Annotated in this window: 25 protein-coding genes and 1 pseudogene; 14 read left to right on the forward strand and 12 right to left on the reverse strand. The window is 57.8% G+C overall.

What is annotated here, in order from left to right:
- Positions 1-10: 10 nt before the first annotated feature.
- Both TQ29_RS19970 and TQ29_RS19975 read left to right on the forward strand, forming a co-directional pair.
- Complete coding sequence (locus TQ29_RS19970) at positions 11-1369, forward strand: multicopper oxidase family protein (protein WP_141102058.1); 1359 nt, start codon at positions 11-13, stop codon at positions 1367-1369.
- Between the two features lie 47 nt (positions 1370-1416).
- The gene (locus TQ29_RS19975) at positions 1417-2106 is read left to right on the forward strand and encodes a copper-binding protein (protein ID WP_040618641.1); all 690 of its coding nucleotides are present in this window, start codon (positions 1417-1419) and stop codon (positions 2104-2106) included.
- Between the two features lie 243 nt (positions 2107-2349).
- Here the strand turns inward: TQ29_RS19975 and TQ29_RS19980 are convergent, their stop codons facing one another.
- Positions 2350-4677, reverse strand: coding sequence for a heavy metal translocating P-type ATPase (locus TQ29_RS19980; RefSeq protein ID WP_054540804.1), 2328 nt, complete (start codon positions 4675-4677; stop codon positions 2350-2352).
- A gap of 203 nt (positions 4678-4880) precedes the next feature.
- Here TQ29_RS19980 and TQ29_RS20545 point away from each other — a divergent pair, with 203 nt between their 5' ends.
- A complete protein-coding gene (locus tag TQ29_RS20545; RefSeq protein WP_235974537.1) occupies positions 4881-5576 on the forward strand; it encodes a hypothetical protein in 696 nt (231 codons plus the stop codon).
- A 276-nt stretch (positions 5577-5852) separates the two neighbouring features.
- Here TQ29_RS20545 and TQ29_RS19990 read toward each other — a convergent pair whose 3' ends face one another.
- Together TQ29_RS19990 and TQ29_RS19995 are read right to left on the reverse strand one after the other, a co-directional pair.
- Complete coding sequence (locus TQ29_RS19990) at positions 5853-6332, reverse strand: hypothetical protein (protein WP_054540806.1); 480 nt, start codon at positions 6330-6332, stop codon at positions 5853-5855.
- 459 nt (positions 6333-6791) lie between these two features.
- The gene (locus TQ29_RS19995; RefSeq protein WP_054540807.1) at positions 6792-7499 is read right to left on the reverse strand and encodes an IS3 family transposase; all 708 of its coding nucleotides are present in this window, start codon (positions 7497-7499) and stop codon (positions 6792-6794) included.
- A gap of 317 nt (positions 7500-7816) precedes the next feature.
- On the opposite strand from TQ29_RS19995, the gene TQ29_RS20000 reads away from it, so the two are divergent.
- Together TQ29_RS20000 and adh are read left to right on the forward strand one after the other, a co-directional pair.
- A complete protein-coding gene (locus TQ29_RS20000) occupies positions 7817-8776 on the forward strand; it encodes a GAF domain-containing protein (protein ID WP_082386799.1) in 960 nt (319 codons plus the stop codon).
- 129 nt (positions 8777-8905) lie between these two features.
- Positions 8906-10429 (forward strand): aldehyde dehydrogenase, encoded by a 1524-nt coding sequence (adh, locus tag TQ29_RS20005; protein WP_054540808.1) that lies wholly within the window; start codon positions 8906-8908, stop codon positions 10427-10429.
- Positions 10430-10926: 497 nt separating this feature from the next.
- On the opposite strand, the gene TQ29_RS20865 is transcribed toward adh, so the two are convergent.
- From TQ29_RS20865 to TQ29_RS20040, 6 genes and pseudogenes are all read right to left on the reverse strand, one after another.
- Complete coding sequence (locus TQ29_RS20865; RefSeq protein WP_157445682.1) at positions 10927-11817, reverse strand: alpha/beta hydrolase; 891 nt, start codon at positions 11815-11817, stop codon at positions 10927-10929.
- Between the two features lie 114 nt (positions 11818-11931).
- Entirely contained in the window at positions 11932-12210 is a 279-nt protein-coding gene (locus tag TQ29_RS21230; protein ID WP_255353488.1) for a LuxR C-terminal-related transcriptional regulator, read from the reverse strand.
- Positions 12202-12738: pseudogene (locus TQ29_RS21235) on the reverse strand (alpha/beta fold hydrolase); the annotation flags it as partial. The gene TQ29_RS21230 and the pseudogene TQ29_RS21235, both read right to left, overlap by 9 nt.
- A gap of 66 nt (positions 12739-12804) precedes the next feature.
- A protein-coding gene (locus tag TQ29_RS20025) for an IS3 family transposase (protein WP_157445542.1) occupies positions 12805-13964 on the reverse strand; the annotation gives its coding sequence in 2 pieces (ribosomal slippage) (positions 12805-13712 and positions 13712-13964; 1161 coding nt in all).
- Between the two features lie 746 nt (positions 13965-14710).
- Positions 14711-15502: a class I SAM-dependent methyltransferase gene (locus TQ29_RS20035; RefSeq protein ID WP_054540812.1), complete on the reverse strand. Its 792-nt coding sequence runs from the start codon at positions 15500-15502 to the stop codon at positions 14711-14713.
- A gap of 168 nt (positions 15503-15670) precedes the next feature.
- Positions 15671-16492, reverse strand: coding sequence for an alpha/beta fold hydrolase (locus tag TQ29_RS20040; protein WP_054540813.1), 822 nt, complete (start codon positions 16490-16492; stop codon positions 15671-15673).
- Here TQ29_RS20040 and TQ29_RS21335 point away from each other — a divergent pair.
- On the forward strand, positions 16400-16606 hold the full coding sequence (locus TQ29_RS21335) for a DUF6647 family protein (protein ID WP_369817435.1): 207 nt from the start codon (positions 16400-16402) through the stop codon (positions 16604-16606). The two genes, TQ29_RS20040 and TQ29_RS21335, sit on opposite strands and share 93 nt — an antisense overlap.
- A gap of 162 nt (positions 16607-16768) precedes the next feature.
- On the opposite strand, the gene TQ29_RS20045 is transcribed toward TQ29_RS21335, so the two are convergent.
- From TQ29_RS20045 to TQ29_RS20055, 3 genes are all read right to left on the reverse strand, one after another.
- Positions 16769-16996: a hypothetical protein gene (locus tag TQ29_RS20045; RefSeq protein ID WP_054540814.1), complete on the reverse strand. Its 228-nt coding sequence runs from the start codon at positions 16994-16996 to the stop codon at positions 16769-16771.
- Positions 16997-17165: 169 nt separating this feature from the next.
- Entirely contained in the window at positions 17166-17423 is a 258-nt protein-coding gene (locus TQ29_RS20050) for a helix-turn-helix transcriptional regulator (RefSeq protein ID WP_054540815.1), read from the reverse strand.
- A 124-nt stretch (positions 17424-17547) separates the two neighbouring features.
- Positions 17548-17799, reverse strand: coding sequence for a hypothetical protein (locus TQ29_RS20055; protein ID WP_157445684.1), 252 nt, complete (start codon positions 17797-17799; stop codon positions 17548-17550).
- Positions 17800-18009: 210 nt separating this feature from the next.
- Here TQ29_RS20055 and TQ29_RS20060 point away from each other — a divergent pair, with 210 nt between their 5' ends.
- Genes TQ29_RS20060 through TQ29_RS20090 form a run of 8 tightly spaced genes read left to right on the forward strand, consistent with a single transcriptional unit; the run spans position 18010 to position 24079 of the window.
- Entirely contained in the window at positions 18010-18378 is a 369-nt protein-coding gene (locus TQ29_RS20060) for a hypothetical protein (RefSeq protein WP_054540816.1), read from the forward strand.
- 43 nt (positions 18379-18421) lie between these two features.
- Positions 18422-19036, forward strand: a complete 615-nt coding sequence (locus TQ29_RS20065; RefSeq protein ID WP_054540817.1) for a lytic transglycosylase domain-containing protein — start codon at positions 18422-18424, stop codon at positions 19034-19036.
- Positions 19033-19326, forward strand: a complete 294-nt coding sequence (locus TQ29_RS20070; RefSeq protein WP_009503803.1) for a TrbC/VirB2 family protein — start codon at positions 19033-19035, stop codon at positions 19324-19326. The genes TQ29_RS20065 and TQ29_RS20070 overlap by 4 nt, the downstream gene beginning before the upstream one ends.
- Positions 19319-19597: a type IV secretion system protein VirB3 gene (locus tag TQ29_RS20075; RefSeq protein WP_008327373.1), complete on the forward strand. Its 279-nt coding sequence runs from the start codon at positions 19319-19321 to the stop codon at positions 19595-19597. The genes TQ29_RS20070 and TQ29_RS20075 overlap by 8 nt, the downstream gene beginning before the upstream one ends.
- Complete coding sequence (locus TQ29_RS20080; RefSeq protein WP_054540818.1) at positions 19587-21962, forward strand: type IV secretion system DNA-binding domain-containing protein; 2376 nt, start codon at positions 19587-19589, stop codon at positions 21960-21962. The genes TQ29_RS20075 and TQ29_RS20080 overlap by 11 nt, the downstream gene beginning before the upstream one ends.
- Positions 21959-22126 carry a hypothetical protein gene (locus TQ29_RS21030; RefSeq protein WP_009815545.1) on the forward strand — a complete coding sequence of 56 codons (168 nt, stop codon included), beginning with the start codon at positions 21959-21961 and terminating at the stop codon, positions 22124-22126. The genes TQ29_RS20080 and TQ29_RS21030 overlap by 4 nt, the downstream gene beginning before the upstream one ends.
- Complete coding sequence (locus TQ29_RS20085) at positions 22116-23270, forward strand: lytic transglycosylase domain-containing protein (protein ID WP_173586001.1); 1155 nt, start codon at positions 22116-22118, stop codon at positions 23268-23270. Before TQ29_RS21030 ends, TQ29_RS20085 begins: the two co-directional genes overlap by 11 nt.
- Positions 23270-24079, forward strand: a complete 810-nt coding sequence (locus tag TQ29_RS20090) for a type IV secretion system protein (RefSeq protein WP_054540842.1) — start codon at positions 23270-23272, stop codon at positions 24077-24079. The genes TQ29_RS20085 and TQ29_RS20090 overlap by 1 nt, the downstream gene beginning before the upstream one ends.
- Positions 24080-24089: the final 10 nt, after the last annotated feature.

Below are 24089 nucleotides of genomic sequence, written 5' to 3' on the forward strand. Positions count from 1 at the left end.
AGGAACTGACATGTTGAACAGACGTCAATTACTCGGAGCCGGCGCGGCAGGCGCAACGCTGGTCTCTTCAAAAGCCTGGGGTCAAACCCTGAACATGGGCCTACCCGAAGCCGCGCAGATGGACAGTGCGGCAACGGCGATTACGGCGCGTCCGTCGTCGGGGCCGGACTACACACCTGTGGTCACGCTGAACGGGTGGACCCTGCCGCACCGGATGAACAACGGGGTCAAGGAATTTCACCTCGTCGCCGAACCGGTAGAGCGCGAACTTGCCGACGGCATGATCGCGCATTTGTGGGGTTACAACGGCCAGTCCACCGGCCCAACGATCGAAGCAGTCGAAGGCGACCGGGTCCGCATCTACGTCACCAACAAGCTGCCGGAAGGCACGACAGTGCACTGGCACGGGCTCATCCTGCCTTCGGGCATGGATGGGGTCTCCGGGTTGAGTCATCCCAGCATCCCGCCAGGCAAAACGTTCATCTACGAGTTCGACTTGGTGAAATCAGGAACCTTCATGTATCACCCCCATGGCGACGAAATGGCGCAGATGGCGATGGGGATGATGGGCATGTTCGTGGTCCACCCCAAGGATCCCACGTTCATGCCGGTGGATCGCGATTTTCTGATCATGCTGAATGCCTTTGACATCGATCCCGGCACATATGTGCCGCGCATCATGACGATGACGGACTTCAACCTGTGGACGTGGAACAGTCGGATCTTCCCCGACATCGATCCGCTGGTCGTGAACAAGGGCGACAAGGTGCGAGTACGCGTCGGCAACCTCACGATGACAAACCACCCGATCCACATGCACGGCTATGACTTCAAGGTCACCTGCACGGATGGTGGCTGGGTGCCGTCAGAAGCGCAATGGCCGGAGGTCAGCATCGACATCCCCGTGGGCGGGATGCGCGCCTATGAGTTCGTCGCAGACCATCTGGGTGACTGGGCGCTTCACTGCCACAAGTCGCACCACACGATGAATGCCATGGGTCACGATGTGCCGACGTTCATCGGGGTCAACAAGAAGCCGCTGACCCAGAAGATCCGTCAGTTCCAGCCGGAATACATGCCCATGGGCATGTCCGGCATGGGGGACATGGCGAAAATGGAAATGCCGCTGCCTGACAATACGATCCCGATGATGACGGGTTGGGGGCCCTACGGCCCCATCGAGATGGGCGGCATGTTTTCGGTCGTAAAGGTGCGGGACGGCATCGACGCGGACGATTACTCCGATCCCGGCTGGTACGAAAATCCTCCGGGCGAGATGGCCTACGAATGGACTGGCGAATTGCCCGAGTTCGCCTCGAACAACAGTCCCAAGACCATTCTCACACCAAAACCAAACTCGAAGGGCTGAACGGCCCTTCGTCGACTCCAACCAAACCAAACCTACAGGAAAACCAAATGAAAAAACTTCTTCTGAGCACCTCTCTCGTCCTTTTCGCTTCAACGGGGGCTTTCGCTGACGTTGGTCATGCCAAAATGGCCATCGGTATGCCCGGCCATACGGCAAAAGTCGACCGGACGATTGATGTAACCCTGCTTGAAAACGACGAAGGCGAAATGCTGATCGAGAGTGAGGAGATGACCATCAAGCAGGGTGAAACCATACGCTTCAACATCACGAACAAGGGTGAGCTGGAACACGAGTTTGTTCTCGACACGCTGGAAAATAACGCCGAGCACAAGATCGAAATGGCCAAGATGGACATGGAACACGACGACCCGAACCGTATCCGTCTTGATCCGGGTGCCACGGGCGAGGTCGTCTGGACGTTCGCGAATGCTGGTACGTTCGAAGCCGCGTGCCTGATCCCGGGTCACTACGAATCCGGCATGCACCGTGCGGTCTCGGTGGGGGACCAGATGGCTCAGGCTGACGTGGAATACACGAGCGGGACCATAAAGAAGATCGACGCCAAGGCCGGCAAGGTCACAATCATCCACGGCCCTCTGGTCAACCTCGATATGCCCGCGATGACGATGGTATTCCGCGCGGACGAAGCGATAATGGCCAAGATGGCAGAAGGTCAGGACATCGAGTTTGTTGCCGACCGGGTCAAGGGCAAGCTTACTGTCACGCAGATGAAGTGAAGACTGACCTTGGGGCCGAGGCGTACATGCCCGGCCCCAACGCTTTGAGGCAATTAAATCAAGCGCTACGGAGGTAGCCGAGCATTATGAATTTCCTGATAACCTGCACATGCGCCCTTGCGCTCGTCGTTCCGGCTTTCTCAGTGAACGCTTCCAGTGGCAAAGGTCAGCAACCTCATGCAGCAATACACGTTTTGCTGAAATAGAAGTATCGTCCAGCTTCACGTTCAATACGCGGATCGTCTAAAGCCTCAATCGCCGTAGTCTGAGCGCGTTCGCGATGACCGAGACCGACGAGAGGCTCATTGCGGCGGCGGCGAACATGGGCGACATCAACAGCCCGAATACCGGGTAGAGCACGCCCGCAGCTAAGGGCACACCGAGCGTGTTGTAGGCAAAGGCCCAGAACAGGTTCTGGCGTATGTTACCGATCGTCGCCACGGCCAGCGTCCGTGCCTTGACGATACCGTTCAGATCGCCGCTCAAGAGAGTGATGCCCGCGCTTTCAACCGCCACGTCCGCACCCGTGCCCATGGCCAGGCCGACGTCCGCTGCGGCCAGAGCCGGTGCATCGTTGACACCATCGCCGGCCATGGCGACCTTTTTGCCATTCGCGTGCAGCTCGTCCACCAGCGCCTTCTTGTCTTCCGGCAGAACTCCAGCCCGGACCTCGTCGATGCCGAGGAGCTGCGCCACGGCCCTTGCAGTGCGTTCGTTATCCCCCGTAGCCATGATTATCCGCAGGCCCGCCTCGTGCAGTTCCTTGATGACCTCGGCCGTCGTTTCCTTGATCGGGTCGGCGACGGCGACGATGCCGGACAGTTTTCCTTCTATGGCCACGAACATGGCCGTCTTGCCTTCGCTGCGCAGAACGTCTGCCGCCTCCTCTGCTGCGGAGGTGTCGAGGGACATGTCGCGCATCATCGCGGTGTTACCAAGCGCGACGGCGTGGCCCGAGACGGTTCCGCTCACACCCTTGCCGGTCACGGCTTCGAAGTTCTCGGCATTGCCGACTTTGATACCTCTCTCTTTCGCGCCTTCGACGATGGCCTCTGCCAGCGGGTGCTCAGAGCCTTTTTCCAAGGCAGCCGCGAGGCTCAGAATGGTTTCTTCGGTCTCGTCGCCCAGAGCGTTCACATCGGTCAGCTTCGGCTTGCCTTCGGTCAGGGTGCCGGTCTTATCGACGATCAGCGTATCGACCTTGGCCATGCGTTCCAGCGCTTCGGCATCCTTGATCAGGACACCCGCCTGTGCACCGCGCCCTGCAGCCGTCGTGATCGAGATCGGCGTCGCAAGGCCCAATGCACAGGGGCAGGCGATGATCAGCACTGACACCGCCGAGGCGATGGCAAAGACGAGCGCAGGTTCGGGCCCGAAGCCGAGCCAAGCGGCGAAGGAAAGGATGGCGACCACGACAACGGTCGGCACGAAATAGGAAGAAACCTTGTCCGCAAGCCCCTGGATCGGTGCGCGGGATCGCCGCGCGTTCGCGACCATCTCGACGATCTGGCTCAGCATCGTGTCGGCACCTACACGAGCGGCTTCTATGACAAGGGAGCCGTTCTTATTGATTGTGCCGCCGGTGACCGTATCGCCCGGACCTTTTTCGACCGGCAACGGCTCGCCAGTGATCATGCTCTCGTCGATGGATGACGTGCCGTCGACGACCTTGGCATCGACGGGGACCGCGTCGCCGGGGCGCACCCGCAACCGGTCGCCCTCCACAATGTTTTCCAGCGGCGCGTCATATTCCGTGCCGTCGGGCAGGATGCGCCGCGCCGTTTTCGGGGCCAGATCGAGCAGTGCCCGGATGGCATCGCCGGTCCGTTCCCGCGCCCGCAATTCCAAAACCTGTCCGACGAAAATCAGAGTGATGATAACGACGGCGGCTTCAAAATAGGTGCCGACTCCCGCGCCCATCCGGTAAGCCTCCGGAAACACGCCCGGAAGGAATGTGGCGACCAGCGAATAGATGTAGGCCGCGCCGACACCAAGCGCGATCAGCGTCCACATGTTGGGCGAGCGGTTCACGATCGACGCCCATCCCCGCACGAAAAACGGCTTCGCTGCCCACAACACGATAGGCGTCGCCAGCAGGAACTCGATGTATGTCGCCAGCCGATGTCCGATCAAGTCCCGGACCGGCAAACCGACCAGCTCTCCCATAGTCAGGATAACCAGAGGAACGGCTGCGGCGGCACTGATCCACATCCGGCGGGTAAAGTCGGTCAGTTCTTCGCTGGGTTCATCCGACGGCACCATCGGTTCAAGCGCCATGCCGCAGATCGGACAGGCGCCGGGCTCGTCACGAACTATCTCGGGGTGCATTGGGCAGGTGTACTGAGTTCCGGCTTTCGGGGTCATGCTGTGATCCGATGCCGTACCTGAGGCATAGTAGATCGGATCGGCCTCGAACCTGGTCTGGCACTTATCGGAGCAGAAGTAGAAGGTTTCACCGTCATAATCCGCCTGACGGGCCTGCGGAGACATAGTGACGGACATGCCGCAAACTGGATCCTTGGCCTGATCGGATGACCGCTCTCGCGGGTGCGGTTCTGTTACCTGTATCATGCTCTAGCCCTCCAAAATGATGCCAATTCCTAAGATGGGGCTTCCAGCAACTGGAAGGTCAAGCTTGGATTGCTGATTAGCGAAGGAAAGCTGATTGATACTGCCAATATATTACATAATAAACATTATGCGCCTTTATACTTAGTGTTGTGATAGTATATTATCGTATGTATGCTGGACTCCTCTCACGGAGGTTCCGCAGCATGCACTATCTGATCAAGAAGCTCCTCCCCTCGGTCGCAGTCGCTTTAACCGTGACTGGTCTTTCGCTACCGATGTCCGCCCGAGCGCAGACATATCCGATCGATTGCGCGATCCTCTTGTGTCTTTCTGGCGGTTGGCCCGCTTCCGTCCCTTGCGCCCGAGCCCGAGCCGAATTCATTCGACGAATTACGCCTTGGCCGGTGGAACCGCCGCTTCAAATCTGGCGCTGTCCCATGGGCGCGTCCTATGAGAGCGATCGGCTATCAAACAACGCTGGCCGCATCTTTGAAGCCTTGTACCAGGCGGACAGCCGTCGACCGCTCCAATCCTTGCCAGTCGACGATCTCGTTCCCACCGACCAGGCACTCCGGTTCGTTCAGGATCGCGCGGACATCGATATCAGCGGACCTGAGTTCAACTTCGTGCGGTCCATCCGCGTCTTTGATGTTCGCTATGCACGGCAGCATGAATCCGGTCGTGACGGTGACTGCGACCGAAGCGCGACCGTGGTTCTCGGCACCTTTGGGACTCAAGGCGATTTCTCATGGCAGCGATCTTCCATTACTGCCCTGCCCGAGGCGCATGTGGGACTTGAACGTTGGGGCCAGAATTGCCCGGGTATCTATCACCGATCTGTCTTCGTCGATTGGCGTGACTATGAGGGCAACTACGGCTTCGAACAGGTGAACTACTAACTTTGACAAAGACAACGGTGCCATCAAACTGCAGAAATTTGAGCGAGCTGAGTTGCTCAAATACCGGCCCTTCGCTGCTGTCGATGCCAAAGTCCGGAGAGCGGACGAAGCTGCCATTCTACCTAACTCATCGAATGTCCGCTATGCTCGGTTTGGTGTCAGTGTCACTCTGACAAATTATGGAAGAACGCCAAAAGCTGTTCGCGCCCACCAAATCGGTCAAACTCGTCGCAACGCCAAGTTGCTTGGGAAATATCGCCTTATACCTCTTCTATATCAGCAACTACCCAGAGTGCCGAGGCTCTCCGCGCAAAACTCCCTCGCAGCTCCGATAGCTACCAAAAACTCCGAGACGTCGCGACCGAAATCGGGGCCTTGGTCTGCCAGGCGGCACCGAAGAACATCGGACTGAACCCAGTGAATTTTGCCTTTGATCCGCGCCTTGGTCCCCACCTCGGCAATCCGATCGCAACCCAATCGTTTACCGATAAGGGCTTCGCTCGCACGTTCGGGATTAGCCAGAACACCCCAGATCCGGGCTACGTCGCGCGGTCCGGTTGTGAATGCTTCAGGTGTTTTTGCGTGAAAGTCGTTAGACGGCGATTGGGAAATGTGCATGCGACCCAAATCGTCGAAGCTCTGGACTTCCAGGAACATTGCGGGCGTTGGGATCATGACTTCGGCTTTGGCTGCTAGGTGGGGCGTTGTGCAGAAGATCACTAAACCCAGAAAAAGGAACGTTGGTCCTCGCTTCATATCGGTCCCTTCACGCTAACATGTCGCCGCACGTACTCTGCTGCAACTTCTTCTGCAAGAGTCCCCGACCAATCTCTAGTGAAAATCCATATCGCCCGCCAAAGTCTAATCGGTACTCAAAAAGGGGGTCGGTTCAGCAGAGCTATTTGGCTGCTACCTTACATCGAAAATGCGTCGAAGCTGACGTTCTTGCAACAAGCAGCACTGTGCAATTTGGGCTCTTTAGACCCATTCGCTGCATTTTGAACGAAGTTCCGCTTTGAATCGAGGCAGGTCCGTGCCCTGCCACACGAAACATTCTAGTTCCTTGGGGTTCGCGCAAGCGAGTTACGCCACTGCGTCACGTCAGGGCGAAGGCGCAGCCTTGCCCCTCGGGCAACCTCATCCTCGTTCGCCGCCTGCTCTCGCAAATCAGAACTGATTTTCGGAAACGGAAGTCAGATCAACGTAACAGGTTGTCTAGCCCCCTTTTTCGGGACCACTAATTTTGCTGTTCTCTAATAAGGTTTCTGGCACCGGAGGGCGCATACCTAATGCATGATGGGGCCTGATCCGATTGTATTGCTTGAGCCAAACATTGATCGCGACCTGCGCCTGTCTTGTGCTGTGGAACCACTCTGCATTCAGAACCTCCCGTCTTAATGTTCCGTTGAAGCGTTCATTGTATCCGTTCTCCCAGGGGCTCCCAGGGTAGATCTGCATCGGCTGGATGCCGAATTTTTTCAACCATCCCTGCAGATGCTCGGCTATGAACTCCGGGCCGTTGTCAGAACGTATGAACTCAGGCTTTCCATGCTTCATGAGAAGCCTGTGCAACGCATCAAGAACATCGTTTGCGTTCATTCTGGGGCGCACCGCCACGCAGAGCGCCTCGCGGGTATACTCATCCAGTACCGTCAGCATCTTATAGCTGCGCCCATTGCTGAGCTTGTCATGAACAAAGTCTATCGCCCAGATGTGGTTCTGGTGTGTGGGGCGTAGCCTGATGATGGAGCTGTCTTTGTGATAAAGCCGCCGCTTCTTCTTGTGTCGTTGGGGGAGCTGCAGGCCTTCTTCGCCCCATAAACGTTCGACCTTCTTGTGATTTACCCGCCAGCCTTCCATTCGCAATAGTGCGGTGACCTTCCTGTAACCGTATCGCCCATACTTAAGTAGATGGATGACCACTTAGCGGACGAAGCTGACTTTAACTCCGCGAAGATCAATGGCCGCATTTAATGGGGGCATATTTAGAGAAAGCACCTCGGGTGGGAACTGGGCCTCCGAGTCGAAAGTCACTTTCCCTTTTGGTCCATTTAAAGTCCCCACTTCGGGGAACCATTTCAATCGGCAGGACTTCATCCCAACGACAGAACAGCCCAAGAATTTGAAAAAGGAGGGCGTCAAAATTTCTTGGCGCAATGAGCCCCACTGGCAGTGAAGGTTAGGACAGTAGTCGACAAACCGAGACCAGCGCGTCTTAATGATGCTGTAGGGAGAGCAAAATGACACCAAAGGCATCGCATGCTGATATTGTGATGGAGGCAACGCAGTCGACATCGGCTGCGGCAAAGTCGCGGGTTGCTGCGAGTTGGCACCGTTCTGTCATTAAGCATGGACTGGACCCTGATGAGCATCGGGCACCTGACCGAATAGAGCAAAAAAGTCTGCAATTCAGGATGGAGACGCTCGAAAAATTCATGACCGTCGCGAGCCCGCGTTTGGACGCGCTTTTCTCTCTGGTCGGGCAATCGGGTTGCGCGGTTTTCCTGACCGATACAGATGGCATCATCCTAGATCAACGTCTCTCTGATGCTGACGCTATGGCATTTGAAGGTTGGGGCCTCACAACCGGTGCCGACTGGAGTGAAGAGAAAGAAGGCACGAACGGCATTGGGACCTGTCTGACCGAGCAACGTCATGTAATCATTCATCAAGACGAGCATTTCTATACGCGCAACACAGGCATGAGTTGCATCGACGCGCCGATCTACGGCAGCAACGGTCAACTTGTGGCGGCGCTTGATTTATCATCCGCGCGTGCAGATCAAACGGAGGCCTTCAATCGCCTGATCGCGGCCCAAGTGGCCCAAACCGCACGCGCGATTGAAGCCGCGAATTTCAGGGCCGCCTTTTCATCCGCGCGGATCATTGTGGCCGAGAGCGACAACGCCGAGGCCTCAACGCTACTTGCCATTGACGAAAGTGATTTGGTGATAGGGGCCACCCGCGAGGCCCGCCGTGTCTTTGGGCTGCAACGGACGGGTGATTTAGTCGCGCGCCCTGCAACAGACATACTGGGACGTGAAGATGGCCCTACAGGATTTGAGAAGGCCGAAAAGGCCGCTGTGATTCGTGCGTTGGCACGGGCCGGAAACAACGTATCGCAGGCCGCGCGCCAGCTTGGGATCGGTCGTGCGACGCTTTATCGGCGGATGAAGCGGCTTGGACTTGAAGATAGTTAGGGGAAACTGTCTCATTGGTGAGACACCTTTAATCCCGCGACACCTTCCTGCCACAAGACGTGGCGCACGACGCAAGTCACACTCTTTGTAATCCGGGAGGAGAAGCCGGATAACAATGGAGGATTTCAAATGAACGATATGACCCACACCGAGGCAGGCACATATGTGTCGCCGTTTAAGCTGCGCTACGACAACTATATCGGCGGCGCGTTTGTGCCACCCGTCAATGGCAAATACTTCGAAAACGTGACGCCCATTACCGGTGGCTTGATCAACGAATGCGCCCGCTCTGACGCGGCGGATATTGAGCTCGCACTTGATGCAGCCCACGCTGCCAAAGACGCTTGGGGCAAAACATCTGCCACGCATCGCGCGAATATTTTGCTTAAAATTGCGGACCGGATCGAAGAGAACCTAGAACTCTTGGCCACTGCCGAAACATGGGACAACGGCAAGCCGATCCGCGAAACGATGAACGCAGACGTGCCACTTTGCGCCGACCACTTCCGCTATTTTGCAGGTGTTTTGCGCGCGCAAGAAGGCAACATGAGCGAGATCGACAACGACACCGTCGCCTATCACTACCACGAGCCCTTGGGCGTTGTCGGCCAGATCATTCCTTGGAACTTTTCTTTGCTGATGGCGGCATGGAAACTGGCCCCTGCTTTGGCTGCGGGCAACTGCGTCGTAATGAAACCAGCCGAACAAACGCCTGCCGCGATCATGGTCTTTGCAGAACTAATCAACGATTTGTTGCCAGCCGGCACATTAAATATCGTCAACGGCTTTGGCGGAGAAGTCGGCGCAGCACTTGCCAGTTCCTCGCGCATTGCAAAAATCGCCTTCACTGGGTCCACCGTCACGGGACGCAAAATCATGGAAGCGGCGACCAAGAACCTGATCCCCGTCACGCTTGAACTGGGTGGCAAGTCGCCAAACATCTTCTTTTCTGACGTGATGGCAAAGGATGATGCGTTCTTGGACAAGGCCGTCGAAGGCTTCGTTCTGTTCGCCTTCAACCAAGGCGAAGTCTGCACCTGCCCTTCACGTGCGCTGATCCAAGAGGACATCTACGAAGAGTTCATCGCGCGCTGCATCAAACGCGTCGCTGCGATCAAGCACGGCGACCCTCGCGACCCCGAGACCATGGTCGGTGCACAAGTCAGCAAGGCCCAACACGACAAGATCATGGGCTATTTCACGATCGGTCGCGAAGAAGGCGCCGAAGTGCTGGCTGGTGGTGGTTCAGCGCGGTTCAACGGTGAATTGTCAGGCGGGAACTACATCCAACCGACGATCCTCAAGGGTCACAACAAGATGCGGGTTTTCCAAGAGGAAATTTTTGGGCCCGTCGTGTCGGTAACGACGTTCAAGGATGAAGCCGAAGCTTTGGAAATCGCGAACGACACGATGTATGGCCTCGGCGCTGGCGTTTGGTCGCGTGACATGAACACCTGCTACCGCTTTGGGCGTGCCATCGAGGCTGGCCGCGTGTGGGTGAACAACTATCACGCCTATCCAGCCCACGCAGCGTTTGGCGGCTATAAGCAATCGGGCATTGGCCGTGAAAACCACAAGATGATGCTGGACCACTACCAGCAAACCAAGAACTTGTTGGTGAGTTATAGCCCCAATAAGTTGGGCTTCTTCTAAATACTTCGAAAGGCGGCCTTTGCAAATACATGCAAAGGCCGCATCGCAGACCTCGTCAGTTCAAGCTTTGTAGCTATTCCATGAATTCCAATTGAAAACCTTGCTCTGGCAGCGTGTCAGTCATTCAAGGTATTTCTGTTAACCTAATTGACCGCTCTACCTACCGATCGAGAAACGCTCTCAGAATTTAGTCTATTGCTCCGCTTTGGGCTGGAATTTCGGGGCACGATTTCCTTGTTTCCCTTATCAAGATTTAAGCCGCTCCTCAGGTGTTCGGTTCATTCGGCACATTTCATAACCTTTAACCTAGGTTCACTCGAAGTCGGAAATTGCAACTGCTACTTTCAGTTTTCCGATTGCGGACATTCGCGGCAATGCAGAAAATCGGTAAAGAGGGCTCGAACCGGACCTTAGCTGCGCGATGCGCCAACTTCCGCAACGCGGACTTAGTGTGAATTCGCTGCGGTTGCGCCAAGGTCCGCTGTTCGAATTATGCGCTAAAGTACCCGATTAAGAAATTCGATTTGCGTGCTTACGGCTTTCAAGAAGTTCGGACTATCCTCCCACAAAAGACCAAAGTGTCCGCCGTCGATAATGACTTTCTCTTTCGGTCCCCCAATCCTATCGAACACCGCGTCTTGTAGCTCTGAGTTGCAGTGGACCATTTCATCGTTCTTCCCGTTCATCATCAGGACTGGCATTTTGAGGTGAGGAGCCGTCACCAACGGGGAAAAAGGAACTGGCGTCTTGGGGATAACCCGCGTCGCCTTGTTTTCCCAACCGCTGCCATGCCGACCACCATACTCCAGAAACCATCGAAACGCTTGTGGCGGCGCAAGCAAGGAAGGGGCGTTAATCTGGTCGAGCGAGACAACAGGCATAGGACCAACTACATCCTCTGGTTCACCGCGCAAATCTGCGTTGTGAAACAGGTCGCGAAGGGTATCAAAGGCCGGGCCATCTGTCGGACCCTCAGGCCATGTTGCGCCGCAAACCGGTATTTGAGCCACGATGGCCAAAACATTTTCAATGAGAGCGCCTGCAACCAGTACAAGACCACCAGTATAGCTATCCCCCCAAAGAGCAACACGGTCCGCCTGCAGGTGCTCCCTCGCAAACGCCACGGCATCACGGTATCCGCGCGCCTGCACCCAAGGGTTTATCTCTTGTCTTGGTTCACCACCGCTTAGACCGAAATTCCTGTGATCATATAGGAGAACATCAAACCCAGCCTCAAAGATAGCTTCAGCATAGCAATCGATTGCCATCGTAATCGTGGCGCTGGTGCCGTGTGTCATGACAATTGTGGGTCTTGCGCTCCCCGCTGAGCGGTAATGCCTGCCTTGTAAAGTCGCGCCCTCCGACACAAATTCGATATCCCTGTACATGTGCCGTTCCCATCCGTGATTGATGGGAGCAATCAACCACCCAGATAAAAATTCCGCATGAGGCGAATGTCCCTGTAGCGCGCCATTGATGCGCAAATCCTTGGGGCCAAAGTCCTATCCTTCAGAAAGAACCTTCACGATCAATTCTGATCTGCTGCGCACACCGACTTTATCAAGTGCCACAGTGATCTGATTACGCACCGTTTTTTCGGATTTCCCTAGAACATTGGCAATTTCGTAGTTCCCCATTCCTTTGGCCACCAGTGCAACAACATCTTCTTCGGCATTGGTCAGATGGTAGGTGGCGTTGATTGGACGATGTGTTTTTGTCTCAGGCAAGAAAGTACGGAGTGTCGAGAGAAAAACCTCCCAAGCAGGTTCGGTTTCAAGCAAGATATGGTTTGCGCTATCAAGCGCAACAAACTGCGCGCCAGCAATGACGGCGGCCAGCTTGCGGCCTTCATCAAAGGGAATGCGTGCATCGTCGTTTGCATGAAAAATGAGGGTAGGCACATCGAGCTTTGCAGCATCAGCTAAGACATCAATCTTATGCAGGACCTCCAATGTGCGGAGTGCGATTTTTGGCGATGCGCTCTCTCTTTCAAGGCGTCGCCACCAACTATGCTGTTCTGGCGTACCAGATGGAACAAAGAGGTGGGTAAACACCTGATTGAAGGCCGGAACCTCTTTGCCCCATCCAAGATGGACCAAGTTTGCGAGGGTATCCGCCTCAAGTCGTGCATTTGGAGTGTCGCTACGAGCCAGCATGCCCTGAGCATAGGATCCAACCAGAATGAGCCGCTCCACCTTTTTGGGATGCCGCAAGGCGAATGCTATCGACAGTGCACACCCCTGTGACAGGCCCAGAAGCGTAACTGGTCCGTCAATGGCGTCTGCCACCGCTTCCAGATCGAACAACCAAGCATCTGACCTGCCCCATTTCTTAGGGCCAGTCGCAAGTCGAGTCTGTTCTCCTTTTGGTTGCCATCATTCGGCGGCGTGAGCAATGGGCGCAGGCGCGGAGCCATCACGGAGCTCAAGCGGCTGCGCCCATTGCGTCTTGTCGAAGGGCCGCGCGGCGGCGAACTCCTCCGGGGTCTGATATTTCAAGCTGCTGTGCGGGCGCTCCGTGTTGTAGTCGATCCTCCAGTCTTCGATGATTTCGCGGGCCTCGCCGATGCTGGTGAACCAGTGCTGGTTCAGGCACTCCTCGCGGTATCGGCCGTTGAAACTTTCGATGTAGGCGTTCTGGGTCGGCTTCCCGGGGTCGATGAAATACAGCTGCACGCCGTGATCATCGGCCCATCCGTCGAGCGCGCGCCCCCGGAGTTCCGGGCCGTTGTCGACGACCAGGATATCGGGGTATCCCCGCTCACGGGCCACGCGCTCCAACATGTCCACGACCCGATCGCCCGGCAGCGAGAAGTCCACCTCGATCGCCGGGCACTCCCGGGTGCAGTCGTCCTTGAGATTGGCACTGCGGAACTTGCGGCCATTGGCCAGCGCGTCGCTGGTGAAATCGAGCGACCATCGCTGGTTGGCAGCGATGGGGCACCAGCTGCCGTCGCGCGCCTCGCGAGGGATCTTCTTGCGCTTCGTGCGGCGCAGCCACAGCCGTTCTTCGCGATAGATCCGCTCGACGACTTTGACGTTCACCCTGAAGCCCTCGCGGACCAGTTTGGCATGCAACATGCGGTAGCCATATCTCCTGTGTTTGCCTGACAGCGTGATCAGGCGCTCTCTCAGCCGCGCGTGGCGATCTGGTCGCGCCCGATAGGCCAGGCTCGACCGTGAAATCCCAACCAGCCTGCACGCCCGCCGTTCCGTGAACCGATGTTCATCCATCAGCTTCCTCACCACGGCACGGCGGTGCGCAGGCGTCAGGAGTTTTTTGCCAGCAGCCCCTTCAGGCCGGCGTTGTCCAGCATCGCGTCGGCCAGGAGACGCTTCAGCTCGGCGTTCTCGGCCTCCAGATCCTTCAGCCGACGCAGTTCGGAAACCTGCATCCCGCCATACCGGCTCTTCCACTTGTAGAGCGTGGCGTCCGACATGCCGTGCTTGCGGCACAGCTCGGAGACCTTCGCCCCGGCGGCATACTCCTGCAAGATCCCCACGATCTGCTCTTCGGTAAAGCGTGATTTGCGCATCGTCTGTTCTCCTCGTTGCTACGAACTTTACGAGAACAAACTCTCCGAATGAATGGCCCGATTTATCGGGGGCAGGTCACATCAAAACTAATGTCTTCGACGTCACGATCCGATAGTCCACAACCGCGCAAATCATATCTGATGAACTGGTGGTCCCGGGAAAGCTCTTGCAGCCAGTGCCGCCAGATGGGGCTTTCTCCATCATGGGTCGCATGGCTTAGCCAATTGCCAGCCTTAAGTATGGTCGGGCCCTTACCCATTTTTGCCACTGCAATTCGGACCCCGTCGTGTGCTGTGACAAACGAGATCTTCTGATGTGCAGGTTTGTATGCTTTGCTCATATTCTGAGACTATCAGAAGCAATTCCCTCAGTCAGTACAACTGCTCGGGCAACGTTGCCTATTGAATAGCGGATCAGAACCATCCTTGCTTGCGGGCTTTCATCCACATCGCAGCATCATGCAAAGTGAGCTCTCCTGACCGTTCGTGGCGTTGGTCACGAGTGGACGGTTTGGGAAACGGCGCCATTCGCTGTGCAGTGCGCGAAATCGAAAGATGCGGACAAAGGGTGAAATCGCTGCGCGTCCCCCTATCGCTGCGTCGAGAGACCAGCCTTAGTCATAAATGGTCGGTTGCGCCGGTGACATAGACGTATGGGTTTTGGCCAATCGTGTCGGTTGAGGAATCAACAACCGGCAAGGTCTGCGAAAGAACGCGTTACAAAGCGGTGTTTCCCTAAACCATACCTACTTGTGCCCAATCGCTACGTGCACGGCGTCAGGATAGACGAGCCTGGCACCCTTTGCGTAGCCGCTAAGTGCATTAGCAACATCCTCGACCAAGGCAGTTTGAGCTTCTTCCGAGAGCGCAATGAACGCACCTGCAATTGGCATCGATCCCAGATGTAGAGGAACGAACTCCGACGCAAGGGGAACTTCAATCATCAATTCCTGTCTACGGATTGATACGTCGCTGAAGCCTGCACTGCGGACTTGTTCTCTCAGATCGTCCGCCGATGGCGTTTCCCTTTGCGATCGCTGCTTTTTCGCGATCTCGGGTGAGATGTGGCTTTCAACTGCAGCGCATATCGCATTTGTGTAAGGGCTGTGCCCATCCCAAATTGAGAATGCCATACGCCCTCCGGGGGCGAGAAGACGCCAAAATTCTCTCAGCGCGCCGGGTTTGTCGGGGAAGTAATGATACCCGTGCTGTGACATGATCACGTCGTATGTTTCTGGCGGCAGGCCGCTATCGCAGACATCGCTTTCGATCCAGTTGACATCGAGCCCATCCGCCAGTTCCTTTGCTTTCGCAAGCATTGGTGCATTGATGTCCAGACCATCGACGCGTCCACCGGTGCCGACCCTTTTCTTCGCAAGCCTCGTCGTTACGCCAGTTCCGCAGGCAACATCCAGAACGCTCTCAGAAGCCTGAGGCGACAGCAGATCGACAAGTTCTTCAGCCCATCGGCCGAACCAAAGCGGCACCATGACCTCTTCGTATATCTGCGGGCCGCTGCCTACCAATTGGAAAGTCATGGATTTCCCCTATTTAGCCACATGTCACGATATCAAGGTACGATTCAAACTGTTTGGACGTCAACTTTACCCCACTTCGCTGACAAAAACCTACTCCCACACTCTAACGATCAGAAACAATGGTGTTACCGGTGACATAAACTTATGAGTTTTGCATGGCAGCAACTCTCACGTCGCGCTTTCACTCATCCGGTGGAGCCAATCCAGTGTCAGGGCTCTGAACAACTCCGGGCGTTCCCAAGCAAGACTGTGGCCAGCACAATCCAGGACTGCAAGGGTCGCGCGTGGATACCGTTCAAATCTGTCCATCATATCCTGATAACCTGCCATCGCATCTTGTCGCCCGTTCACGATGAGAGTTGGTTTATCGAACGCAGATGCAGGGTTGGGCAAATCAAAGGAGAAATTGAAGTTCTGGTTCAGCCGCGTAGCCAATTCGTCATCCGCAAGGGCCGCTGCCGGTAGTTTGATATTCTCGATCTTCTGAAGAATGTCCGGGCTCTGGACGACCAATCGCCCGAAACGCGCCGCCGCTTCTGGCGAGGTGCGCTTCGGTATCCCTTCGGAAAAGGGCACAAGCGTTTGATGTGTTGGTCGCCAATCGACGGTAGAACCCGGCATTCCATCTGCCACGATCAACATCATTCCCAGCAGATCAGCTGGACGTGCGTGCGCCAAGCCCATGGCATGATAGCTGCCCCTCGACTCGCCGATCACTGCTAGTTTCTGGCCGTCGAAGACAAGGTCGATAAACGCGCTTATCATGTTGAATACGTCGTCTTGAGATTGAACCCTGGCATCTGCCTTGGAATATCCATGCCCGGGCAAGTCGATGTAGACGCGCTTCCAACCAGTGCTCTCTTCAAAAACCGGCTCGAGGGCGTCCAGCATATGCCGATGATCAAGGCCGCCCCCGTGCAATGCCAAGACAGGCGTGCCGCTTCCGCGCGTTTCCACATTGATACATCCGTTCGGCAATTCAACCAGCATGAAAGGCCCTCCTTGCCCACAATCTTATCCTGGGGTGGCCTGCAGGCAAAGGTCAACTGGATTGCGGTCATACTAGAATCTGGGTGTAGTCGACGCGACTTTCATCCCGACTAGTCTTGAACCTTTTGGGGGTCACCACGGGAGAAGCCGACATTCGCCCGCTACGCAGCATCTGACACTCCGGGCTCGTTCGAGACCTTCGCTGCCATCTGCTCCAATGACCGGTACGCTCGTAGACCCTTTCCATCAATATGAACTGGCGGCTGCCTAAGAAGCCTATCCACTGTCGCTTTTTCGAATCCGCATGAGTGCATCGAAGTCGATTTCTTGCTTCTGTTCGTCACTTATATCCGGCCGGGTTTCCGATACCGGCTGGGGCCCGTGGACGTCCCACATCACCGCATGCGCGCCTGTACTCCAGCGATAAACCCAACCAACAATGCTGTTCCCATCGTTCCCGATCAGATTGGCGATCGCGACGCCTTCGCCGTTATCATCGTTCACTGTTTACTGACTTCCTGCACTGTGGCGCTGCGAATTGCGGCGTGGGGTTGCAGAGCGTTCACTACGACCGCGCGCCGGGCTTCTTTGATGTTGGCTAACTGGTCCTCGAGGAGGGAATGATCATCAGACAGGGAAAATGGGTTCCCGTGTTCTCAACAATTCATTGACTTCAAATCCTGTGGTCGGGCTCCGTGGCGGCTTCAACGATCGCCAGAAGCTGGAACGGATCAAAGCCGATGGCACGCGCCAAAACGACCAGTTCGACAACGTCGACCCGGCGCTGACCGCTTTCAAGACGGGCAATAAGGGATTGATGGCATCTGAGCCTATCCGCCAAGTCTTTCTGGCCGAGGCCCGCTTTGATGCGCGCGTCGACCAACGCCTGGCAGAGTGCCAATTGCCCTTTGCTTCTGATTGTTTTCGCCACGCGTCACATACCTTTTGTGACGTCGCTAGCGGAAGAAATCTGTTATCTAAAAAGTAGATATTTGAGGGTGTTATCGGCGTCTGGCTTCCACGGGCTGCAAGTCTGATGCTCCCGAAGCTGCCCATCAATCCCCGACCAATTGCAGAAATCGGCCGTAGTCCTCACTGACCTCTCTCGCTTCCTCGAAGGCACGGGCTCGTTCACCGTCGAGGCAACGGAAGTAGTTCTGGATATCCTGGATGTAATCTTCGAAATCGCCACGGATGATATCCGCATAGTCCCGCGCTGCCTGCGAATCGCTTGGCAGGAAAGGACGGGCCGGGGCGAAGCAGGATTGCGCCAAAACCGGCCCGGCAACGCAGATCAGAAGGACCAGAGCTTGCAATGGGAGCAGGCATGTCAACCTTGGGTTTCTCAAACCTGTTATCTCCTTGATCGCGGACACTGGCCGTGACTAGTGTTTGCGTAACCAAACTACAGCTAAAGCACGATATTACATCTTGCGGTTGATAATATACTATCGTAACTCTGGGCTTCAAGTGGGAATGCCTGGGGTCGCGCCATTGGAGAAAGCGTGAGCCGGGCCATGAACTGGGACATCGAAGCACCAAATGTGGTTACGGAAGCCAGGTTCCGCGAACTCGTGGAAAGCGGCTATAGCGCAGAAATCCTGTGCCAAGAGTCGGCACATAAGAAAGGCCCCAGCTATTACGGGGTCTGGATCATGCGTGTTGTCTCTGATGACGGGGTGGAAAAGCTCCTCGTCACCGCCCGCACGCGGACGACCTACAACGATATCAAGATCCGCGAGTTCAAGACGATCTCCGGCGTGGTGTCATTCTTCATTGGCCTTGGCTTTGCGCATGTCGATCTGCCGCTTGAGGCGGGGACAAGCCGTACGCACAAACTCGCCCCGCCAGACAAAGCCCCATCAGACAAGGGCACTGACACCTAACCTCGTCTGTCTCTGGCTGGTCGCAGCACCTGCCTCCGCACAGATGGTCCTGGTCATGGAGAGCGACGGCTCTCTAACCCCGTCCCGCTCCCAAAGCAGCTTTGCTCGAAACTACAATGACGGCATCGGTCAGGGTTCGGCCTCCGATGGGATCGCGATCTTCGGCGAGGTAGAGGCCGAGCAAGAGGGCGTCCAAGTCGCGGCCCTTGCCCGCCTGACTCCCCTGCCCCGCGCCGATGTTCTCTCCGGGATTCAGACCACGGCCTTGCGCTATGCCGGCCATCCTGGCCTGCGTCGCGCGGGGCTTTCCGTGACGGATTGGCTGGCTCTCTACCGCGCCAATATCGAGGTCGAGAGCGCCTACCGGCAGGAAGCGATCTCCCGCGCGGGCGCCATTGGTCTTGGGCAGTTGATGCCCGCGACGGCGCGCGATCTCGGTGTCGATCCGCGTGATCCGCTGCAGAACCTCGATGGGTCCGCCCGATACCTTGCGATGATGCTGGAGACGTTCGGCGATCCGCGCCTGGCGCTGGCGGCCTACAACGCGGGGCCGGACGCCGTGCGCCAATACGGCGGCATTCCCCCTTACAGAGAAACCCAGAACCACGTGGCCCGCGTCATGGCCGTCGTGGCCCGATTGGAAGGATCAAATTCATGAAACAGATTTCAAACCTCTTTGTCGCCTCGCTGGCGCTATTCCTGCTGATTGCCGAACCCGCCCTCGCCCAAAGCATTGATCTCTCCCCGATCCAGAGCCTGTTACAGGGCATCGTCGATGCGCTGACCGGACCTCTTGGTGTGGTCATCGCGACGCTTGCCGTTCTCGGGGTCTTTCTCAGCTGGTTCTTCAACATCATCGATCTGCGCCAGGCGCTCTGGGTCCTAGTGGGCATCGCTGGTGTTGCCGCCGCCCCCACCATCGTTGCCGCGGTCTTTGCCGGTGGCTGAGCGCTCGCCTCTCTTTCTCGGCCTCGTGCGCCCGCCGAAGCTTCTGGGCCTGCCCATCATGTACGCGATGGTCTGGCTCTTTGGCTCGGTGCTCTTGTTCGTCTGGGTCCAGCACATCGCGGTGCTGGGTGTCGCCGCCCTGCTCTATCCGGTGCTGTGGAAGGCCGCGGATTGGGACCCGCGTTTCATCGACGTGATGATGACAGCCCTGCAGGAGACACCGCCCACGCGGAACCGCTCCATCCATGGCGGGGACAGCTATGCCCCGTGATGACGCCCGTGATGCTGCGCTCGATGCCCACACAATGACGCCGGACTGGTATGCGCGCGAGACCCGCCTCGCGCATATGCTGCCCTATGTGAGCCTCGTCGACGACCAGACCGTGCGGACACGAGTGAACGAACTCTTCCGCTGCATCAGGCTCGAGGGGATCAACAGCTACACGACGGACGATGCCTATCTCGACAAGGTGACGGCGCTTTTTGCCCGCATCGTCGCGCAACTTGGGCCGGAATTCAGCTATTACGTCCACAAGGTCTCCAAGGCCATCAAACCTGATCTCGACCCGATCCGTGAGGACAGCTTCGCGGGCGAGGTGGACCGGCGCTGGCGCGCCAAGCTCGCAACCAGCGGGCTCCGCGACAAAACACTGACACTCACCGTCATTCACCGCCCGCCGCCCAAAAGCCTCCTGCCGTTTCTCAGCCGCAGCGCGCCGGACCGACTGAAGGAGGAGACCCGCAAACGCCTGCAGCGCCTCGGTGAGGCCGTGAACGTCTTCCTCTCGGGGCTTACCGAGCTCAAGCCGCGCCTGCTGTCAGCCGGATCGGGAGAGTTGGTGGGATTTTTGGGCGCGCTCAACACGGGCACCGAGCTGCCGCTCTACCCGGCCAACACCTACGGCTTTCTGTCCTTCAACGTCGCCAATACCCGCGTGACGTTTCACGGCGACCATTTCGAGCTCTCTGAAGGCGTCGTGGGCCACCGCTACGGCAAGAGCTTCACCATCGGGGAATATTCCGAAGGCACCTCTTGCACCATGTTCGACATGCTGAACCTGCCGGTCGACATGATCGTGACGCATTCCTTCACGCCGATCAATTCGAACCTCATGGCGGGCCGCATCAAGCGGCAAAAGCGCCAGATGCAGGCCAGCCAGGATGCGGCCCTCTCCCTTCTGGAAGCCCTCGACATCGCGGCCGACGATCTAGAGGCCAAGCGCCAAAGCTTCGGCGAGCATCACATGGTCGTGACGCTCTTTTGCGACACGCTCGAAGAGCTGCAGACCCTCAGCGCGGAGATCGTGAACGCCGCCGCAACCGAAGGCGTGAAGATGATCGGCGAACGGGTCGCCGCCAAGGCGCATTACCTCAGCCAGCATCCCGGCAACCAGCCCAAGCGCGTCCGCGCCAGCGCCGTCACCAACCGCAACTTCGCGGATTTTGCGGCCTTCCACCGGACACAGCTCGGCAAACCTGCAGCACTTACCCCCTGGGGCCGGGTCGTCACATATTTGCCCACGCCGGAGCAGAGCGCCTACCGGTTTTCCTATCACGAGCAAGGCTCGCCCGACAAAGAACCGACCAGCGGCCATACCCTGATCATGGGACGACCCGGGTCGGGCAAATCGGTGCTGTCCGCCTTCCTGATGACCCAAGCCCGTCGAGCAGGGGCGCGGATCTTCGTCTTCGATTACCGTCTTGGTATGGAGATGGCGGTCCGCGCCAATGGCGGGCGCTACGCGTCTCTGAACGCCGGCCAGCCCACGGGTCTCAACCCGCTCTGGACAGAGACCGATGCGCGCGGCACCGCCTGGCTCTCTGACTGGCTTGCCACCCTGCTCTACCGCGCTGACAAGCCGCTGACCCCGGCGCAGACCAATCGCATTCAGGAAGTGGTGCGCCAGAACGCGCAGGCTTCCAATCCGGCCCTGCGGAACTGGCGGGATTTCGCATCGCTTTTTGTGTCCACCGATGACGGCGGCGATCTGCACCAGCGCCTGCTCGAGTGGACCGAAGACGGCCGCTATGGCTGGATCTTCGGGCAGAGCCTCGAGGACACATTCTCGCTCAAGGGCGATGTCGTGGGCTTCGATCTGACCGGCATTCTCGACAGCGAGGCCGACAAGGAGCGGATGGCGGTCCTCTCCTATCTCTTCCGCCGGGTCGAACGCGAGATCGAGGATCGCCGCCCCACCATCATCGTGATCGACGAGGCCTGGAAGGCGCTCGACAACGCGTATTTCGCCGAGCGGCTCTCGAACTGGCTGGTCACCGCGCGCAAGCAGAACACCGTCGCGGTGATGATGACGCAATACGCGAGCCAATTGGAGCGCACGCGGACCGGCAAGACCATCGTCGAGGCCGTGCCCACGCAAATCCTGCTCCCGAACATCCGCGCCCATGCCGCCGATTACGCGATGCTGAACCTCTATGAGAAGGAGCTGGACGTGCTTCTCAACACCGGCAGCGACAGCCGTCTCGCCCTCATCCGTGACGACCAGGGCTCCATCGTCGTCGATGCCGATCTGAGCGCCCTTGGGCCCAATCTCACGATCCTTGGCGGCATGGAAAAGGGCGAAGCGCTTGTCGGCACCGATTACCGCGACCGCCCAGATTTTTGGAGGCTTTCATGATCCGTATTCTTATCGCTTTGGCTGCGCTCGGCGCGCTGGCCTCCTGCACCCAGTATCGGGAGCCGCAGGCCAATTGCTTTTCCTTTCTCGCCTCGACGGCAGCGACAGCCCAGGATTGCCACTTCGCACCGCTCGGCGCGCCGGAGGGCGACGTTGAAGTCTAGCCTGCCTCATATCCTCGCGTTTTGCCTGCTGCCCGGTCTCGCCTTGTCTCAAGGCGTGCCGACCAATGACAGTGGGCTGACAGCGCGTGACATCGTCGAGACCGGCGATCGCGAGGCAGACTTGGCTGTTCAAGCCGACAAACTTGCAGTGCGCGAACTCATCGCCGAGATCGAACGGGAGCAGCTGGAAACCCTCCGACGCATCCTCGATGCCCAGACCAGCTTCGGCGGTCAGGGCTTGCCGGCTATGGTCTCGGGACTGGAAAGCGGCAGCGGCGATCCCGACCGCGCCGTGGAAGCCGTCTATGGCACGGGCGAGATCGACCCCAATCCCGGCGGTGCGCAGATGTTCGGGGATGCTGCGGAAAACATCGAGCAGCTCATCATCCGCGTTGCCCACGAGACCAGCGGCTTTGCGGGTGTTGGACGCGCAGGGCTCTCCCCCGTCCAATGGCGCGCGTTGCTGCAAGCCCTCATCTGGCAGGAAAGCCGGTTTACGATTGGGGCACGGTCTCCCGTTGGCGCTTATGGCCTCACCCAGATCATGCCTGGCACCGCCAGCGATCTCGGCATCAACCCGGAATATTACGACAGCCCCTATCTGCAGGTGCATGGCGGCGCGCGCTATCTCGCGACCCAGCTCAACACATTCGATGGCAACATCATCAACGCCCTCGCGGCCTATAACGCCGGACCCGGCCGGGTTTTCGAGTATGGCGGCGTCCCACCCTTCCGCGAGACCCAGCACTACGTCCAGGTCATCCCTGAACGCTACAATCTCTATCTGAGCCGTATCGGCGGGATCGACGCGCTCGGCACGATCGATCCGGTGTTATTGGCCAATGCCAATCTCTCGCTCACGGGTCATGGCGCGGCCTTTTATGGCAGCAACTCGCCCGCCGCGATCCGCCAGGCCGCGCTGCGCATTTCCGACATCGTCACGCGGATTTCCGAGACTGAGGACGTGCAAGAGAGCATGGCGCTCAACACTTATGCCCGCGCCGAACTCGTGCGTCTCGTGGCAGCCCGCATCCGGCTACAGGCGGCGCGCACCCGCGTTCTCTCCGCCGACGAGCTGGCCCAAGCCAGCGCCCGCATGGCCGAGGGCGCGTTCATGGAATTCACGATCAGGGAGATTGAATGATGGGACATTTGCTCATGAGAACGGCCTTGGCCACGACACTTGGGTTTGGCCTGCATCTCGGCACCCCGTCCCCCGCCCTGGCGCAAGGCGTGCCCGTCGTCGATACCCAGAACATCGCACAAAACATCCAGCAGCTCCGGCAGATGATCGAGGACGAGATCCTGCAGAATGAGCAGCTGACGCAGCTCCGCGAACAGCTTGCCACACTCACGGATCAACTCGCGGAGCTGCAAAGAACCTATGAAGCGCTCACCCGACTTGCCGAGCTTCCCGAAATCATCCGGACGGAAATGGAAGACGAGTTGAACGGTCTGCTCGACCAAGAGTTCGGGGACATCCTCGCCACGATTGAGGCGATCAAGACTGGGGATTTCTCGGGCCTCTCGGGCTCCGGCGCAGGCGAAATCGAAACCCAGATGGACCGGGTGCTGGCCGATCTCGGCTTCGATGAAGACACGCTCTCGGAATTGGCCACCAGCGGCAATCCCGGGGCCAATCGCGTAGCCACGCAAGCCACGACTGGCGCCCTCGTCTCGGCCGCTGCCCAGAACAGCTACGAGGGCGCGGGCCAATCGCTGGAACGCGTCGACCGGCTGGTCGGGCTGATCGATGACATGGACGAACTGAAGGAAAGTATCGACCTCAACACGCGGGTGACGGCGGAGCTGGCAATTGCCCTCGTCGCCATGTGGCAGCTTGAGGCCGTGCAAACCGTGGGTGACGGCACAGGCGGCGTGATTGATGCCGCCACAATCGCCGAAGAACAGCGCTTCATGGATTTCACCTTGCCCGAGTTGCGTGCGGATTGAGTTGAGGGTG

Source organism: Actibacterium sp. EMB200-NS6 (genome assembly GCF_001305615.1).
GTDB lineage: Bacteria > Pseudomonadota > Alphaproteobacteria > Rhodobacterales > Rhodobacteraceae > Actibacterium_A > Actibacterium_A naphthalenivorans.

Excerpts from the sequence above, each read along its gene's own strand:
- TQ29_RS19990 (WP_054540806.1), bottom strand. The coding sequence starts at position 6,332 with ATGAAGCGAGGACCAACGTTCCTTTTTCTGGGTTTAGTGATCTTCTGC.
- TQ29_RS21030 (WP_009815545.1), top strand. The coding sequence starts at position 21,959 with ATGATCCGTATTCTTATCGCTTTGGCTGCGCTCGGCGCGCTGGCCTCC.
- TQ29_RS19970 (WP_141102058.1), top strand. The coding sequence starts at position 11 with ATGTTGAACAGACGTCAATTACTCGGAGCCGGCGCGGCAGGCGCAACG.
- TQ29_RS20040 (WP_054540813.1), bottom strand. The coding sequence starts at position 16,492 with ATGCTGGTTGAATTGCCGAACGGATGTATCAATGTGGAAACGCGCGGA.
- TQ29_RS20865 (WP_157445682.1), bottom strand. The coding sequence starts at position 11,817 with ATGTACAGGGATATCGAATTTGTGTCGGAGGGCGCGACTTTACAAGGC.
- TQ29_RS20070 (WP_009503803.1), top strand. The coding sequence starts at position 19,033 with ATGAAACAGATTTCAAACCTCTTTGTCGCCTCGCTGGCGCTATTCCTG.
- TQ29_RS20545 (WP_235974537.1), top strand. The coding sequence starts at position 4,881 with ATGCACTATCTGATCAAGAAGCTCCTCCCCTCGGTCGCAGTCGCTTTA.
- TQ29_RS20090 (WP_054540842.1), top strand. The coding sequence starts at position 23,270 with ATGGGACATTTGCTCATGAGAACGGCCTTGGCCACGACACTTGGGTTT.
- TQ29_RS20065 (WP_054540817.1), top strand. The coding sequence starts at position 18,422 with ATGGTCCTGGTCATGGAGAGCGACGGCTCTCTAACCCCGTCCCGCTCC.
- TQ29_RS19975 (WP_040618641.1), top strand. The coding sequence starts at position 1,417 with ATGAAAAAACTTCTTCTGAGCACCTCTCTCGTCCTTTTCGCTTCAACG.
- TQ29_RS20035 (WP_054540812.1), bottom strand. The coding sequence starts at position 15,502 with ATGACTTTCCAATTGGTAGGCAGCGGCCCGCAGATATACGAAGAGGTC.
- TQ29_RS20060 (WP_054540816.1), top strand. The coding sequence starts at position 18,010 with ATGAACTGGGACATCGAAGCACCAAATGTGGTTACGGAAGCCAGGTTC.
- TQ29_RS21335 (WP_369817435.1), top strand. The coding sequence starts at position 16,400 with ATGATCAAGGCCGCCCCCGTGCAATGCCAAGACAGGCGTGCCGCTTCC.
- TQ29_RS20080 (WP_054540818.1), top strand. The coding sequence starts at position 19,587 with ATGCCCCGTGATGACGCCCGTGATGCTGCGCTCGATGCCCACACAATG.
- TQ29_RS19980 (WP_054540804.1), bottom strand. The coding sequence starts at position 4,677 with ATGATACAGGTAACAGAACCGCACCCGCGAGAGCGGTCATCCGATCAG.
- adh (WP_054540808.1), top strand. The coding sequence starts at position 8,906 with ATGAACGATATGACCCACACCGAGGCAGGCACATATGTGTCGCCGTTT.
- TQ29_RS20000 (WP_082386799.1), top strand. The coding sequence starts at position 7,817 with ATGACACCAAAGGCATCGCATGCTGATATTGTGATGGAGGCAACGCAG.